Source organism: Nocardiopsis ansamitocini, from assembly GCF_030268225.1.
In the GTDB taxonomy this organism is placed as follows: Bacteria; Actinomycetota; Actinomycetes; order Streptosporangiales; family Streptosporangiaceae; genus Nocardiopsis_D; species Nocardiopsis_D ansamitocini.
The window spans coordinates 464,079-479,496 of record NZ_BSQG01000005.1 but is presented as its reverse complement, the minus strand read 5'-3'; the positions used below and the strand labels follow the sequence as shown (position 1 = coordinate 479,496).

At 69.7% G+C, this 15,418-nt stretch carries 13 protein-coding genes; 7 read left to right on the top strand and 6 right to left on the bottom strand.

Annotated elements, in window-relative coordinates; all coding sequences use genetic code 11:
- Together QSJ59_RS16980 and QSJ59_RS16975 are read right to left on the bottom strand one after the other, a co-directional pair.
- On the bottom strand, positions 1 to 1,152 hold the full coding sequence (locus QSJ59_RS16980; RefSeq protein ID WP_285760545.1) for a M24 family metallopeptidase: 1,152 nt from the start codon (positions 1,150 to 1,152) through the stop codon (positions 1 to 3).
- Between the two features lie 31 nt (positions 1,153 to 1,183).
- On the bottom strand, positions 1,184 to 1,744 hold the full coding sequence (locus QSJ59_RS16975; RefSeq protein WP_285760544.1) for an Lrp/AsnC family transcriptional regulator: 561 nt from the start codon (positions 1,742 to 1,744) through the stop codon (positions 1,184 to 1,186).
- Positions 1,745 to 1,978: 234 nt separating this feature from the next.
- Here QSJ59_RS16975 and QSJ59_RS16970 point away from each other — a divergent pair, with 234 nt between their 5' ends.
- The 6 genes from QSJ59_RS16970 to QSJ59_RS16945 are packed head-to-tail and all read left to right on the top strand — an operon-like array spanning position 1,979 to position 8,835.
- Complete coding sequence (locus tag QSJ59_RS16970) at positions 1,979 to 3,214, top strand: M24 family metallopeptidase (protein ID WP_285760543.1); 1,236 nt, start codon at positions 1,979 to 1,981, stop codon at positions 3,212 to 3,214.
- Positions 3,211 to 4,302: an extracellular solute-binding protein gene (locus QSJ59_RS16965; protein ID WP_285760542.1), complete on the top strand. Its 1,092-nt coding sequence runs from the start codon at positions 3,211 to 3,213 to the stop codon at positions 4,300 to 4,302. Before QSJ59_RS16970 ends, QSJ59_RS16965 begins: the two co-directional genes overlap by 4 nt.
- A gap of 42 nt (positions 4,303 to 4,344) precedes the next feature.
- Positions 4,345 to 5,238, top strand: a complete 894-nt coding sequence (locus QSJ59_RS16960; protein ID WP_285760541.1) for an ABC transporter permease — start codon at positions 4,345 to 4,347, stop codon at positions 5,236 to 5,238.
- Positions 5,235 to 6,038, top strand: coding sequence for an ABC transporter permease (locus QSJ59_RS16955; protein WP_285760540.1), 804 nt, complete (start codon positions 5,235 to 5,237; stop codon positions 6,036 to 6,038). The genes QSJ59_RS16960 and QSJ59_RS16955 overlap by 4 nt, the downstream gene beginning before the upstream one ends.
- The gene (locus QSJ59_RS16950; RefSeq protein ID WP_285760539.1) at positions 6,035 to 7,189 is read left to right on the top strand and encodes an ABC transporter ATP-binding protein; all 1,155 of its coding nucleotides are present in this window, start codon (positions 6,035 to 6,037) and stop codon (positions 7,187 to 7,189) included. Before QSJ59_RS16955 ends, QSJ59_RS16950 begins: the two co-directional genes overlap by 4 nt.
- Positions 7,186 to 8,835 (top strand): amidohydrolase, encoded by a 1,650-nt coding sequence (locus QSJ59_RS16945; RefSeq protein ID WP_285760538.1) that lies wholly within the window; start codon positions 7,186 to 7,188, stop codon positions 8,833 to 8,835. The genes QSJ59_RS16950 and QSJ59_RS16945 overlap by 4 nt, the downstream gene beginning before the upstream one ends.
- 222 nt (positions 8,836 to 9,057) lie before the next feature.
- Here QSJ59_RS16945 and QSJ59_RS16940 read toward each other — a convergent pair whose 3' ends face one another.
- The 4 genes from QSJ59_RS16940 to QSJ59_RS16925 form a co-directional block, all read right to left on the bottom strand.
- On the bottom strand, positions 9,058 to 10,122 hold the full coding sequence (locus tag QSJ59_RS16940) for a sulfite oxidase (RefSeq protein ID WP_285760537.1): 1,065 nt from the start codon (positions 10,120 to 10,122) through the stop codon (positions 9,058 to 9,060).
- 140 nt (positions 10,123 to 10,262) lie between these two features.
- Positions 10,263 to 11,240 (bottom strand): ArsR/SmtB family transcription factor, encoded by a 978-nt coding sequence (locus QSJ59_RS16935; protein ID WP_285760536.1) that lies wholly within the window; start codon positions 11,238 to 11,240, stop codon positions 10,263 to 10,265.
- Between the two features lie 127 nt (positions 11,241 to 11,367).
- On the bottom strand, positions 11,368 to 12,603 hold the full coding sequence (locus QSJ59_RS16930) for a DUF418 domain-containing protein (RefSeq protein WP_285760535.1): 1,236 nt from the start codon (positions 12,601 to 12,603) through the stop codon (positions 11,368 to 11,370).
- A 250-nt stretch (positions 12,604 to 12,853) separates the two neighbouring features.
- Positions 12,854 to 14,182, bottom strand: coding sequence for an MFS transporter (locus QSJ59_RS16925; RefSeq protein ID WP_285760534.1), 1,329 nt, complete (start codon positions 14,180 to 14,182; stop codon positions 12,854 to 12,856).
- Positions 14,183 to 14,909: 727 nt separating this feature from the next.
- Between QSJ59_RS16925 and QSJ59_RS16920 the strand changes: the two genes are divergently transcribed.
- Positions 14,910 to 15,245, top strand: coding sequence for a hypothetical protein (locus QSJ59_RS16920; RefSeq protein ID WP_285760533.1), 336 nt, complete (start codon positions 14,910 to 14,912; stop codon positions 15,243 to 15,245).
- Positions 15,246 to 15,418: the final 173 nt, after the last annotated feature.

Here is a 15,418-nt window from a genome sequence, read left to right as displayed (position 1 = left end):
TCAGGCGATGACGCGCAGCGCGTGGTCGAGGGCGGAGAGGGACCGGGGCCCCTCGGGCGTGCACAGGACCGTGTCGCCCATCTTCAGGCCGAACCCCTCGTCCAGGAGGGCGAGATTGGGTTCGATCGTGAAGGACATGCCGGGGGTGATGACGTGGTCGTCGCCGGCGACCAGGGTCATGGGCTCCAGCCAGCCCGGCGGGTAGGCCACCCCCACGCTGTAGCCGATGCGGTGGCAGCGGTTGGCGACCAGGCCGAGTTCGGAGAGGACGTCGTCGCAGGCGGTGTCGGGGGCGTGCGCCGGAGCGCCGGGGACGGCTGCGGCGATGGCCGCCTCGGTGGCGCGTTCCAGGCAGTCGGCGACCTCGCGCACCCGCGGCGAGGGCTCGCCGATGACGGCCGAGCGCATCAGCACCGCATGGTAGCGGTTGACGACCCCGGCCAGTTCCACGCACACCACGTCGCCGTGTGCCACGGTGCGCCTGCCGGCCATCGCGTGCACCAGGGCACTGCGCTCACCGGTGACGACCATGGGCGGGATCGCGGCGTGTTCGCCGCCGGCCGCGCCCAGCGCCGCCGCGGCGATTCCGGCCAGCTCCACCTCCGAGATCCCCGGGCGCAGTGCCGCGAAGACCTCGTTCATGGCGTGGTCGGCGATGCGGGCCGCCTGATGTTGGTAGGCGAGTTCGTCGGCGGACTTCACCAGCCGTTCCTCGGGTACGAGCATGGAGGTGTCCACCCATGTCACCTCGGGCAGCAGTGTGCGCAGGCGGTCCCAGCCCCCAGGGGAGAGGGTGAAGGTGTCCAGGTCCAGGCCGACGGTGGCGCTGCCCAGCCCGGCCGCGCGGATCGCCTCGGCGATGACGGCGATGGGTTCCTCGGCCGCGATGTCGTAGTAGCGGACCGAGCGCAGCCAGGACAGCCGTCGCACGCACGGCTCCTCCGTGGTCCGGGTGACCAGGGTGGGCTCGCCCGCCCCCGCCCCCACGACCAGTGCTTGGGGCCAGAGGTAGCCCACCGAGCTGACGCCGGTGAGCCAGTGGATGGTGTCGGGCATCGTCAGCACGATGCCGTCCAGGCTCTGGGCGCCCATCCGGGCCCGGGTCCGGGTCAGCCGCTCGTCGTAGGTGGAGAGGGTGAAGGCGAGTTCCATCGGTTGTCCTCGTGGTTGAGGGGGCGGGGGTCTAAGGAGCGGGGTCCGCAGGGGGAGCGCCGGCGCCACCGGGCCGGGAGGGGGCGATGGGGACGGCGTTCTGTTCGCCGACGCCCCAGCCGTAGGCCATCTTGTGGATCTCCAGGATCAGGAAGGACTCGGTGGAGGCGACTCCGTCGATGCGGTGCAGCTGTTTGGTCAGCAGCTGGTTGTAGTGGGCGGTGTCGCGGCACACGACCTCGACGATGAGGTCGAAGGAGCCGGCCAGGGAGGCCACGTAGCTGGTCTCGGGCAGGGTCTTGATCTCCTCCACGACGCTCTCCAGACGGCCGGGGACGACCCGGACGCCGATCATCGACATCAGGTCGAACCCGATCTTGAGGGGATCGGCGATGCCCACGATCTGCAGGATCTTGGCCCGCTCCAGGCGCTGGACCCGGTAGCGCACCACGCTCTCGCTCGTGCCGATCTCCTTGGCGAGTTTGGTGAACGAGCGCCGCCCGTCCACTTGGAGGACGGCCACGATGCGGCGATCGATCTCGTCCAGTTGCGCCAGGCCGCTATCAACCAACTCTTGCGAAATCCGAGACATCTCACGTTCCATGAAGGTTAATTCGCGAATACAGCCTTGACCATCTGCGGAATACGAGAGATAGTCAAGCCCACATTGCGAATATTCGTCAACAGGTACCAGCCCATTGGATGGACCGTCGGCTCGCTGGGGGGCGAGCCGGGAACGGCCATCCTCTCGGGGCTACGCACGCCTTAGGGCACAGGGCTTCGCCCAATTTCCATGCGGATCTTTCCAGTCTCAGGAGAAGCGACCGTGGACCTCGCCGCACTCGAAACCTTTCTGGCCCGGCACCGGGAGCAGAACCAACCCGCCCCCGCCATCCCCTTCACTCCCGAGGAGTACGACCGACGCCTCACGGCGCTGCGCGCCGCGATGGCCAAGGACGGCATCGACCTGCTCCTCCTGTCCTCACCCGAGGCCATGTACTGGCTGCACGGTTTCGCCAGCCGCTGGTACAAGGCCCACGCGCCGCGTCAATGGCGCCCGCTCATCTGTACCGCCGTCCACGTGGACCACGACCGGCACATCAGCTTCGACGGCGCCGAGCACGCCGAACTGTTCAGGCGCACGTCGATCGCCACCGACGTGCGTTTCCTCCCCCGCGACCAGCGCGACGGCATGCTGGGGTTCATCGTCGAAGAGCTGCGGGCCGAGGGCTGGCTGGGCACCACCGCCGGACTGGAGAAGTACTCCTACCTGCCCAACCCGGCCGTCAGCGCCCAACTCCAGGAGGCGCTTGAGGCTCAGGGATGCACGGTGGTGGACGGCACCGACGCAGTGCGGCGGGTCCGGCGACGCAAGTCCGCGGCCGAGCTGGCCTGCGTGGAACGCGCCGCCGAGATCTGCGACATCGGCCTGACCCACCTGGCCTCGGTCCTGCGCCCCGGCATGACCGAGCTGGAGGCGTGGTCGGAGATGGTGCACGCGATGTCGGCAGCAGGAGGCGAGCCGGCGGCCATCCACGAGATGGCGGTGGTGGGGCCGCGCGCCGGACACGCCATCGCCGGGCGGCGGGTGCTCAAGGAGGGCGACATCGTCAACGTCGACCCTTGTGGCGTCTACAACCGCTACCACTCCAACCGCACCGGCACCCTGTGCCTGGGCGAGCCGCCCCGAGAGCTCGTGCAACTCATGGAGATCCTGGCCGGAGCCTTCCCCGTGCTGTGCGCGACCGCCAAGGCCGGCACACCGGTGCGCGAGGTCAACCGCGCGCTGCGCGAGTACTACGACTCCCAGGGCCTGTGGCGCCTGCGCGACCAGATCTGGATCGGCGGCTACGAACTGGGCGTGAGCTTCCCGCCCGACTGGGTCGGGGACTGGATCTTCACCGTCAACGACGACGACACCGAAGAGGTCTTCGAGGAGGGGATGGTCACCAACTACGAGTCCATGCTCTACCTCGGCCTCATCGACACCCTCATCTACGAACCCTCAGGCGCGCGAACCCTCTCCGCGCTGCCCCACGAGATCACGGCGGTGGACTGTTGAGCACGACACGCACGACCCTCATCCCCTGTGCCGCCGCAGTGGCGGCGCTGACCTTGCTGGCCTCCGCATGCGCGTCCCCTGCCGCCGACGGCGGCGGAGCGGGTTCCGGTTCCGACGGCGCCCTGGTCATCGCCAGTTGGGGCGGACGTTTCACCGAGACCACCCAGAAGCACCTGGCCGACCCCTTCACCGAGGAGACCGGCATCCAGGTCCAGATCGTGGACAGTCCGGGCACCTTCGCCACGAAACTGCAGTCCATGAGCGAGGCCGGCAACATCGAGTGGGACATCATCGACAGCTCCGGCGCTGCCGACGCCTTCTTCATGGCCCAGGAGGGGCTGGTCCAGGACCTCCCCGCCGACATGCGCTCCTCCTTCGAGGACGCCCTGGGCGAGGGAAAGGTGAGCGACTTCGGCTTCACCTACGCCAACCTCGGCTACGTGATCGCCTGCAACGACGAGGCGGTGGACGCCTGCCCCACGACGATCCCGGAATTCTTCGACACCGATGCGTTCCCCGGCCGACGCATCATGCCCGGTGAGGCCTACAGTCAGATGACAGCCGTCCTGGCCCAGGCCGCGGGCAGACCGGTCGACGACGCACTGCCCATCGACGTGCCGGAGATGCTCGAACCCCTGCGCGACATCAAGGCCGACACCTCGGTGTGGTGGACCTCGGGCGACCAGATGGAGCAGAGCCTGCGCCAGGGCGAGGGGGACCTGGGCATCTTCATGAGCGGACGGGCCTACAACCTCGCCGAGACCGGCATGGACGTCACCGTCAACTGGGCGGGCTCCTACGACCCCGGCTACACCATGGCCGTGACCGACGCCCCCAACCAGGAGGAGGCCATGCAGTTCCTGCAATGGGTGGTGGACCACCCGGAGGCGCAGGCGGCGTGGGCCGAGGAGATGCAGTACAGCGTGCCCAGTCCCGACGCGCTCGACCTGCTTCCCACCGAGGTGGCGGAGACGCTGGCCGACTACCCCGCCAACTTCGAGGGCCTGGCCCAGCAGGACTTCGAGTGGTACCTGGAGAACAAATCCGAGATCGACTCCGGGATGCAGCAGATCATCCAGGGCGGATGAGTCCGAGGCTCCACACGGCCACGGACACGGAAAGGGAGACCGATGGCGACGGTTGAGACGGTGCGGCCGGCGAAAGGGCGGGTCCGCGCCCGCCCATGGCGGCCGGAGGCGGGGCCGGTCACCGGACTGCTCCTGGCAGCCCCGATGCTGGTGGCGATCGTGCTGTTCGTCGCCTTCCCCCTGGTCCAGGTGTTCGTCGACGCCTCATCGGGTGGTGTGCCCGTCCAGCGCTACACGGACGTGTTCACCAACCCGGTGAGTCGTCGGGCCCTGGCCACGACCCTCACCGACAGTGCGCTGGTGGCGGTCGTGACCGTGGCACTGGGCGCGGTCATCGCCTGGACACTGCACACCACCGCCCGCCGCTGGGTGCGGGTGCTGCTGTGGACCACGGCCCTGGTGCCGTTCTGGATGGGCATGATCATCAAGAACTATGCGATCTACCTGCTGTTGGCAGCCAACGGTCCCCTCAACGCGCTGCTGATGGGCCTGGGGGTCGTGGACAGCCCGCTGAGCCTGCTCTACACCAAGTTCGCGGTGGTCTACGGGATCTCCTACTCCCTGCTGCCCTACGCGGTGCTGGCGCTGTACTCGGTGTTCGTCCAGGTGGACCGGAGCCTGCTGTCCTCGGCCGCGGTCCTGGGCGCAGGCAGGGCACAGGTACTGGCCACCGTGGTCGCGCCGCTGGTGCGCGGCGGGGTACTGGTGGCACTGGCCCTGATCTTCCTGCTGTCGATCGGTTTCTACGTCACCCCCATCATGCTCGGCGGTCTGCAGACCCCGTTCATGGCCACCGTGATCAACCAGCAGGTCTTCTCCCTCTACGACTTCCCCGGCGCGGCGGCCTCCGCGGCGATCCTCCTGGTCATCGCGTTCGTCGTGGTGGCCACGATCCTGGCGCTGGCCGGAGGGAAAACCCTGCGGAGGATGCTGTGAGCGCCCCCCGACGCGCCGGCGAGAAGCTGTTCGCGGCCTGCGGTGCCGTGATCACCGGCACGATCGTCGTCCTGGTCCTGGCGCCGGTGGTGCTCACGGTGCTGTTGTCCTTCTCCAACGACGCCGCCATCCAGTTCCCGCCGCAGTCCTGGGGGGTGCAGCGCTACCTGGACCTGGCCGCCAGCACCAAGTGGCTGACCGCGCTGTGGCTGTCGGTGCGGCTGGCCCTGACCAGCGCGACCATCGCCTTCGTCCTGGGCGTCGGTGCGCTGCTGGCCATCCACCGCACCCGGCTGCCGCTGCGCTCGTGGCTGGAGCAGGCCGGGATCGTGAGCCTGCTGATCCCGATGTCGGCCTACTCGGTGGCCATGTACTCGGTGTTCTCCCAACTGGGGCTGCTGGGCAGTTTCCTGGGCCTTGCGCTGGCCCACGCGGTCCTGGCCCTGCCCTTCATCATCCTGGTGGGCAGCGCCTCGATGCGCGGGGTGCCGCCCGACCTGGAACTGACCGCGATCACGTTGGGCGCGAGCCGAGCACGGGCCTGGGGCGGCATCACCCTGCGCCTGGTCACGCCGGCGCTGGCCGGGGGGTTCGTGATGGCCTTCCAGACCAGCTTCGAAGAAGCGGTGTTCGTCAACTTCCTGGGCGGTCCGGGGCTGGTGACGCTGCCCAAGGCCATCTTCGACTCCGTGCAGTTCGGCAGCGACCCCGTTATCACCGCCATCTCCGCCAGCATCGTCTTGATTTCGTCCGTGGCCGTGGCACTGCCGTTGGCCCTGACGCGAGGAGCACGCCGTTGAACACCATAGAGGAGCGCCCGCAGCAGGCATCCACCGCCGGGCCCCCGACCGCGCCCCCGGCAGGTCGACACGCCGTGGAACTGATCGGCCTGGGCAAGAGCTACGGTCCCGAGACCGCGGTCGCCGGGGTGGATCTGGCCGTGGAGCACGGAGAGCTCATCGCCATCCTGGGGGCCAGCGGGTCGGGCAAGAGCACCCTGCTGAAGATGGTGGCGGGCTTCGAGGGCCCGAGCCGGGGCCGCATCCTGCTGCACGGGCAGGACGTGTCCAGCCTGAGCCCCGCCGACCGCGAGATCGGCATGGTCGTGCAGAACTACGCACTGTTTCCTCACCTGAGCGTGGCCCGCAACGTGGAGTACGGGCTGCGCATGCGCAAGTGGCCCAAACGCGAGCGCGCCGAGCGCGTCGCGGAGATGCTGGAGCGCATGCGGCTCAGCGCCTTGGGCGACCGGCTGCCGCGCCAGCTCTCCGGCGGTCAGCAGCAGCGCGTGGCGATCGCTCGGGCGCTGGCCTATTCGCCGCGCATCATGCTCATGGACGAGCCGCTGGGGGCGCTGGACAAGGCGCTCAAACAGGACCTGGTGGAGGAGATCCACCGGGTGCACCGGGAGTTCGCCACCACCATCCTCTACGTCACCCACGACCGGGAGGAGGCGATGACCCTGGCCGATCGGGTGGTGCTGATGCGCGACGGCCGGATGGCGGCCTGCGCACCGGTGGAAGAGCTGTACCTGCGCCCCCCGACGGCGTACGCGGCCGGGTTCTTCTCCGGGGCGAACCTGGTGCCGGCCCGGGTCGTCGATCGCGTCGAGGGCCGTGCCCGGGTGGAGATCGGCGGTCGGACCCTCGACACGACCTGCCCCGTGGACCCGCTCGGCTCTCCCGTCACGGCCGCGGTCCGACCGGTGTGCGTGGTCCTCGACCCGCCCGACGACGCCTGGGCACTGGAGGGGGAGGTGACCGACCGGCTGTTCCTGGGCGACTCCGTCCAGCTCAAGCTCGCCTACTCCGATGCGGACACATCGGGGGTGGTCAGCTGCCTGCTCCCGGCCACGGCCCCCGGACTTCCCGGCGCGGTCGGGGAGAAGGTCAGATTCGGTTTCACCCCCGACACGGCACGGATCGTGCCCGACGATCAGGAGACGCGATGACATCGACGACCGCCGCCGATCTGGTGGTGCGCGGCCCCGTTTACACCTGTGACGCGGCGGGCTCGTGGGCCTCGGCGTTCGCGGTCCGCGACGGGCGGATCGCCGCCGTGGGCGGTGCGGCCGACGTCGCCGACCTGGTGGGGCCGGGAACCGAGGTCGTGGAGGTGGACGACGCGGGGGCGGTCGTGCCCGGATTCGTCGACTCCCACGTGCACCCGCTCAACGGCGGCCTGGAGCGGTTGCGCTGCGACCTGTCCGGGGCCCGTACGCGTCACGACTGCCTGGAGACGATCGCGGAGTACACGCGCACCCGCCCCGGAGCGGGCTGGGTGCGCGGGGGCGGCTGGTCCTTCGACGCGTTCCCCGGCGGGGTGCCCGACGCGGCCGACCTCGACGCCATCGACGCCACGCGCCCCATGGCCTTCTACAACCGTGACCATCACACACTGTGGGTGAACTCCCGGGCCATGGAACTGGCCGGCATCGACGCCGCCACGCCCGATCCGGTGGACGGACGCATCGAACGCCGTGCCGACGGCAGCCCGTGCGGCGCCCTGCAGGAGGGCGCGATGACCCTGGTGGAGCGGGTCCTGCCCGACCTGTCCCCCGACGAGTTGCGCGCAGGACTGCTGGCGGGGCAGGAGTACCTGCACTCGTTGGGCGTGACGGCGTGGCAGGACGCCAAGGTGCACGAACGCGACTTCGGCGTGTACGCCGACCTCGTGGCGCGCGGAGAGCTCAGCGCCACGGTGGTGGGCGCCATGTGGTGGGACCGCCACGCCGGCCTGGACCAGTTGGCGGGCCTGACGGAGCGTCGGGCCGAGGCCGCGCGCCGGGGGCTGTCGCGCTTCGACTCGGTCAAGGTCATGCTCGACGGGGTGTGCGAGAACTTCACCGCGGCCATGCTGGATCCCTACGTGGGGTCAGCCGCATCCGCCGACCTGGGCACGCGCTTCTTCGCCCAGGACGACCTGGAGCGCTACGTGGTCGCCATGGACGCCGCCGGCCTGCAGGTGCACTTCCACGCGGTGGGCGACGCGGCCGTGCGCCAGGGACTGGACGCGGTGGCCGCGGCGCGGTCGGCCAACGGCGACACCGGGCGCTACCACCACATCGCCCACGTCCAGGTGGTGCACCCTGATGACCTCCCGCGGTTCAGGGCGCTTCGGGTCGCGGTCAACGCCCAGCCGCTGTGGGCCCGCTACGAACCGCAGATGACCGACCTCACCATTCCGTTCTTCGCGGAGCACCGTGTGGGATGGCAGTACCCCTTCGGTGACTTCGTGCGGCACGGGGCGGTGCTGGCGATGGGCAGCGACTGGCCGGTCTCCACCCCCGACCCGGTGCATCAAATCCATGTGGCGGTCAATCGGACGCCGGTGCCGGTGAACACCGCGTGGACGCCGGAACAAGGGGTGTTCTTCCCGGAGCAGCGCATCACCCTGGCCCAGGCGCTGCGCGCCTTCACCATGGGCAGCGCGTTCGTCAGCGGACTGGCGAACACGCACGGCTCGATCGAGGTGGGCAAGACCGCGGACTTCGCGGTGCTGGACCGCAACCCCTTCGCCGGGCCGCCGGCCGACATCCACCGGTCACGGGTGCGCCAGACCCGGGTGGCCGGCCGGACGGTGTTCGAGGCCGGGTGAGAGTCCACGGCCGCGCGGCCCGCCGGGGCCCGGAGAAGGGAAACCCGGCGGGCACCGCGTTCGCGCGTCGGAAGGACGACGAGCCTTCCTGCCCCTGGACCGACGCGTGCGTCGCCGGCAAGGGGCGGGGGCGGGCGCAGTGGACGGGGGTCGTTCAGGGGGCGACGCGGCGGGTGCCGCGTTCTCGTTCCCGGAGCGGTCCATCCCGGGAACGAGGAGCTGTCACCTGCTGCAGTTCAGCCGCAACCGCGCCCAGGAGTTGTTCGCGTACCCCTTGGGGTTCCACAGGTGCGCCGCCGATTCCGGTTGGGCGGCGCCGGTGGAGTCCCAGGCGCGAGCGGTGATCTCGACCTCCCCTTCGGGAAGGTCGAGGGTGGTGCGCCAGTACTGCCAGGTCCAGGGGCCGATCGGGGCGTCCACGCCAGCCTGGGACCAGGTGCGCCCACCGTTCACGGAGACGTCGACCCGCGCCACGGTGCGGTCGTCGCCGGCGAAGGCGTAGCCGACGATCTCGGCGGGCCCCGCGATCCGGCGTACCGTGCCGTCGGGGCGCAGGATCGCGCAGTTGAGTGCGACAGGACCGAGAGAAATGCCTTCGTGGGCTCCGACCGCGGCCGGGTCGGCGTCGGCGGGCAGCAGCCGGTACGCCGTGGCCTGGAAGTAGTTGCCGGAGGGTTTGCGCTGCGCGGTGATCCGCTGGAGCCATTTGACGCTGCGCGCACCGATCCAGCCGGGCACGACCACGCGCAGCGGAGCGCCGTGGACGCGCGGCAGGGGAGCCCCGTTCATCGTCCAGGCCAGGAGCACTTCGCCGTGGACGGCCTTGGCGACGGGCACCGACGCGCCGTAGGGCTGGGGCGGATCGGCCAACTGGGAGACGTCGGGGGCGGCGAAGGCGATGTGCTCTGCGCCGGCCTTCAGCCCGGCCGCGGTCAGGAGGTCAAGCAGGCGCACTCCCGTCCATCGGGCGGTCGACGTGGCGCACGGGCCCCACGGGTCCTCCCCGGGGATGTCGCGTATCTCGGTGAAGCCGGACCGCTGGTTGCCCGCGCACTGGAGGGTCGCCGCCACCGTGTGCTCCTGGAAGCGCTCGCGCAGTTCGGCCAGCGACAGCAGCAACGGCCGTTGGACCAGGCCGTCCAGTGCCAGCCGCCACGATGCCGCGTCGATTTCGGGAACGGGGCCGTGGTTGCGGCTGTAGAAGGTGTCCGCGGGCGTGAGCGGCCCGCCCGCCAGCGCGCTCCTGGGCGGTTCCGCGTTGTACGGGTCCCGCTCGTGTACCACCATGTCGTCTCTTTTGCCCCATGGTCCCATGGGGAGGCGGCTACCCAGTGGGGCCTGGTGGTACCCCTGCCCATCTGCGGTGACTACTGTGGCCGGGCCGCCCGGGCCCGGCCGTGGGCAGTTGCTCCCGGCCGGGCGCGGGGTCAGCTCCCGTCGTCTCCGGTGTAGAACGCCCGCGTGCGCTCGCCCGCGGTGCGCGCGACGTCGGCGGGCGCACCGTCGGCGATGTGGGCCCGGGCCCAGCCGCTGCTCGCGGCCGCGATGGAGGCACGCCCCTGGGCACTGGCCGTCCAGGCCGCCCCGTCGAAGTCCGCGGTGCCCGTGCCCAGGTGGTGCTCCAGGGCGATGAGCATGATGTCCCAGCCCACACCGGCGGCGCCGGGGCCGTACGTGATCCAGTGGTCGTCGTCGACCGCGGCACAGACATGTGCGAGCTCGAAGGCCGTACGGTCGAGGTCGGTCTCGCTCAGGTGTACCTCCACGACGGAGAAGGCATCGTCGAACTCCCAGGTCACCCTGAGCCGGTTGGGTTTCTCGCAGACCTCCACGATCCCGCCGGCGTTGCCTTCGAGTTGGTAGCGCCCGCCGACGGTGAAGTCGCCGGAGACCGGCCCCACCCAGCGCCCGAGCCGTTCGGAGGAGGTGCACGCGTCCCACACTCCACTGATCGGCTCGGGGAACTCGCGGCGCAGGACGACGGCCCTGGCGGGGGCGCCGCGAAGGGTTGTCGCCTCCAGTGTGCGCTGGGTCCGCTGATGATCGGTCATGTCGCTCGCTCTCGTGTCGCGCGTCGTCCGGTGCCGTTCGCGGTCTTGCGGTGGGTGCGGTGACACGAGTCCGTCGGGACGCTTTTCCCAGAAGGGGCGGAAGCGCTGCACCCACTCGTCGACCTCGGCCATGCGCTCTCCACGGATCGTGTAGAGCCGTCGGGTGCCCTCGGGGCGTACGTTCGCGAACCCAGTGTCGCGGAGGACCCGAAGGTGCTGCGAGACAGCGGGCTGGGTGACCCCGAACTCTGCGCGCACGGCCTCGGTGAGCAGCCCCGATGTCGTCTCGCCCGACGTCAGCAGTTCGAGGATGCGGCGGCGGATCGGGTCGCCCAGGACGTCGAACGCGTGCATTCACCCATTATATAAACCACGTCTTCAATAAGCGGGAGCTGTTAAAAGCCGCTCGGCAAACAACGAGGACGGCCGGCGTGTCGGGCACGTCGGCCGTCGTGAACGGACAGGGAGCGGCCCGAGCGGTTCAACGCTGCGGGAGCCGGTTCGACGTCCACTTCTGCAGGGCCTCCAGCGGCCCCTGGGAGAAGCGGCGCAGCCACAGGGTGGATCCCACGAGCAGGACCGCGCAGACCGTTGCCCACAGTCCGAACACCCACCACGGCCCGGTGCCCTCCAATCGCTCGGCCAGCCCCAGGCCGATGCCGTAGCAGGCCAGCACGCACAGCACGTTCTGGAGCACGTACCCGCTCATCGCGGTGCGGCCCAGCGACGACAGGCCGGTGACCAGCGGTCCGTCGGATCGGACCCGGTCCGTGCCCCAGCCGATGAGTCCGATGAGCCCCAGTGCGAACAGTGGTGCGGCCAGGTAGCGGTCGGCGAAGAAGAACGACGGTCCGGCCAGGGTGGTGGCCACGTTCAACGGCAGCCCCACTCCCAGGCCCCACGCCATCAGCCGGGCGCGGATGCGCCGACCGGTGGTGTCGTCGCCGAACGCGCCGGCCCGCAAGAGCAGGACGCCCACCAGGAACAGGAGCACCAACAGCGGGAAGGAGACGACGGGTTCCACCCGCAGCAGCAGTACGTTGTCCAGTCGGAACGCGATCTGCTCCGCATAGGAGCCCTCTGCGTAGAGGGCGACCACATCGGCGGGGGCGCCCCCGGCCCCGTTTCCGGCCGGCGCGGCCTGCTCCACGAGGACCAGGGCGCCGGTGACCAGCGCGGTCATTGCCCCGTGCAGAACCGCTGCCGTCCACAGCGCGGCCTTTTGCACACGTTCGGTACGCGCCAGCAGCCACGCCACCAGGAGCGCGGTCACCGCGTACCCCATGAGCACGTCCCAGGCGAACACCAGGGTGAAGTGCACCGCGCCCTCGACGAACAGGAACAGCGCCCGGCGAGGGTAGGAGCCCGGCCAACGCCGGCCCCGCGAGGTCGCGGAGCGGTACTGGATGGCCAGGCCCACCCCGAAGAGCAGGGCGAGCATCGCCAGGAACTTGCCGTTGGCCGCGAACCGGAAGGTCTCGGCCAGCACCGTGCCCACCGAGGGATCGGCTGACACGCCGGCCACCGGCGAGAACGCGTCGGGATCGAACAGTGGTCCCGCCTCGGCCCCGGGCAAGGCGAAGATCCACACGTTGGTCGCCAGCGTGCCCAGGATTGCCACCCCGCGCAGCACGTCCAGCAGCGGAAGCCGCTTGCGTGCCTCCCCGCCGGAACGCTCCACGGGAGCCCCCGCCCGACGGGCCGTGGTCGGATCCATGCTGTCCCCTGATCGGCCGTGCGACGGCCACTGCGGCGTCGCGACTGGTTTTAGTCTGGGCACGACAGGGGGCGCGACACCTCCTGCGCGCAGCCGAACCCGCCTGGCACTTTGGATGTACGCCGGTGCGGTGGTCAGGCCAAGGGCGGTCGCAGGAGGAATTCGGTGATGTGCTCGGAGAGGGGGACGCCTGCTCCCAGTCGGTGGCCGCGGTGGCGGTTGGCCCGCCAGGAAGGAGGGCCGGCCCGTTTCACGCCGTGCTGCTGCCGCCGGAGTGGTCGTGGTGAAGCGTCTCGGCGCGGTCCACGGTCTGCAATCGTGCCCCGACCAATGCCCCCACCGAGAGCAGCAGGACGCAGAGGCCCAGGAAGACCGCCGGGACGCCCAGAGCGCCCGCGGTCACTCCCGCGGCGAGTGCCGCGAACGGCATGACCCCCCAGGTGATCCAGCGGTAGGCGGCGTTGATCCGGGAGAACATCTCAGCGGGGACGGTGCGCTGGCGGTAGGTGATGCTGGCGACGTTCCAGAACATGATCACCATTCCGTAGAGAGCGAGCCCGGCGACCAGGGCCCCGACGTGCCGCACGGTCAACAGCAGCACGCAGCCGGCCAGCAGGGGCAGGCACAGCCGGAAGACCGTCCGCTCCCCGATGACGGCCATCACCCGGTGCGTCAGCATTCCGGCGGTGATGCCGCCGAAAGCGCCGGCCGAGACGACCAGTCCGTAGGCTGCCGGCGTCAGCCCCAGGGGGCCCGTGCCCCAGAGGGGGATCACCGTCATCATCGCGGTCAGGGCGAAGTTGGCCGCGGCCGCCAGGGCCGCCAGCGAGAGGATGTCGGGCCGCCGGACGAAATAGCCCATCCCTTCGCGGATGTCCGAGACGGAGACCGCCACCGCGGCGCCCAGCTGACGGATACCGGGGCGCTGCGATCCCGGTTCCGGCCCCCGGTCCGACCGGACGGACAGCAGGGCGACCAGGCCGAGGAGGTAGACCGCCCCCAGAAGTCCGAAACTCCCGGAGATGCCCAGCAGTACGAAGTAGCCGGCCACTGCGGGCCCCACCAGTTGGACGGTGGTGATCTGGATCGACTGCGTGCGGCCGTTCGCGCGTACCAGGTTCGGCGCCTCCACCAGGCGGGGAACCATCGCCTGGGCCGAGAGGTCGCTGAACACGCCGGCGGTGCCGAGGACCAGGGCGCCCACCGCGAACCCCCACAGGGGCAGCAGCCCGAGGAAAGCCAGCCCGCCGAGGCCGAGGATCAGTGACGCCCGGACGATGATCGCGTATCGCATCACCAGCAGCGGTGCCGACCGGTCGGTGAGCGCTCCGGCGGGAAGTGCGACGACCAGCCACGGAAGCCAGGACGCGGCGACGATCAGGCCGATCGCCTCGGGGGAGCGGGTGAGGGAGAGGGCGAGCAGGGGAAGTGCCACGCGGTAGACGCCGTCTGCGAGTCCGGAGAAGACCAGGACTCCTTGAAAGACCGAGAAGGGTTTTCCGAGTCGCGGCCGGGATGTGTCCTCGATGGAAATCGCCCCTCCAAGCCGAGGTTTCCTCGGCTCTTGTACTCGGTGCATGTTAATTCTCGGATTTTTGTGTAAACGAAGGGTTTCCGGATGAAAGCGCCGCGATTCTAATTGCGGAGGGAGAGTGCGGCAAGGTGGTGCATTTTGTGAAAAATTACCAAAGGGGAAAGAGTTGCGGAACGCATTCTTCACGGAGGGTAGCCGTGCCGGAAGGCGGGGACTGCGTTCTTTCGTGGCCTCGTCGATCGCTGTAGGGGAAAGTCCGTTGCGGGGGTGCGGGCGGTTGGCATCCGCCAGAAGGGTCGTCGCGCACAGTAGTCGGTTCGGTGGTTTCCTGGATAAAGAAAGGCGGGTCCACCGTCGGTTTCGTGGCCGTTTTCGGCCATCGGGGGGAGGGGTGGGAAGTCAGCGGTAAACGCTGCGGCAAGAGGGAAGGATGAAAGAAATTGACGAAAATGACTGGGTGGACGGGAGTGGATCGGTGAATGTCCGGTCAGCGACCCGCAAGCCCAGTGCGCAGATCTTGGCGAAAGACGGCTGATTTCTGCTGTTTATGGTTGTCCGGGGCCGCGTTGGGCCTGGGGCGAGCGTGGCGGACGAACGCGAGGCCGCCATCCCCTACGGCACGGTCAGGGGCTGCGTTCGGGGTCAGCCGACGGCGCGTGATGCCACTTGATCAGGTCCGCCGATGCCGTTGCACCTGTCCCGGGCCGACGTCGTCGTCAACGGACACCCGGGGTGTCGTGCCGGGATTCCCCGAGTCGAAGGACGTGGAGTCGTGAGGACGTTCGAGGTCTGGTTCGTTTTCCTCTTGATGCTGGGGGCGGGGCTGTACCTGGTCCTCAGCAGCCTGCCCTCCACCCCGAAAGAGGTGGCGACCTGCGACGGGGAGTTCATGACCAGCGAGGACGTCTGCGAGTACGTCTCCTCACGGGATGGCCTCGTCGGACGCTACGACCTGGACGCGATGCGGGAGAAACAGGACCGGGACGCGCAGTTCCAACCGGTGGTGCTGGTGGCGGGCCTCGCGATCGTTTCCATGGGTGTCCTCTTTTGCGTCGGCATGGTCTACGCGGAGCGAAAACAGGATGCGGAAGCCTGGGATGAGGACTGACCCGGGAGCGGTGCGCGTCCGAGAGGCGCTCGCCCCGGATGCGCCCCGACGAGGAAGTCGGTCCATTGAACGACAGGGGACATCCGCCGCCCGGTCCGACCGTTCACCGCGACTCGTTCCCGACCCGGGGGCGCGCCGCTCGGCAGGAATCGGTGCCGGTCTCGATGACGGCC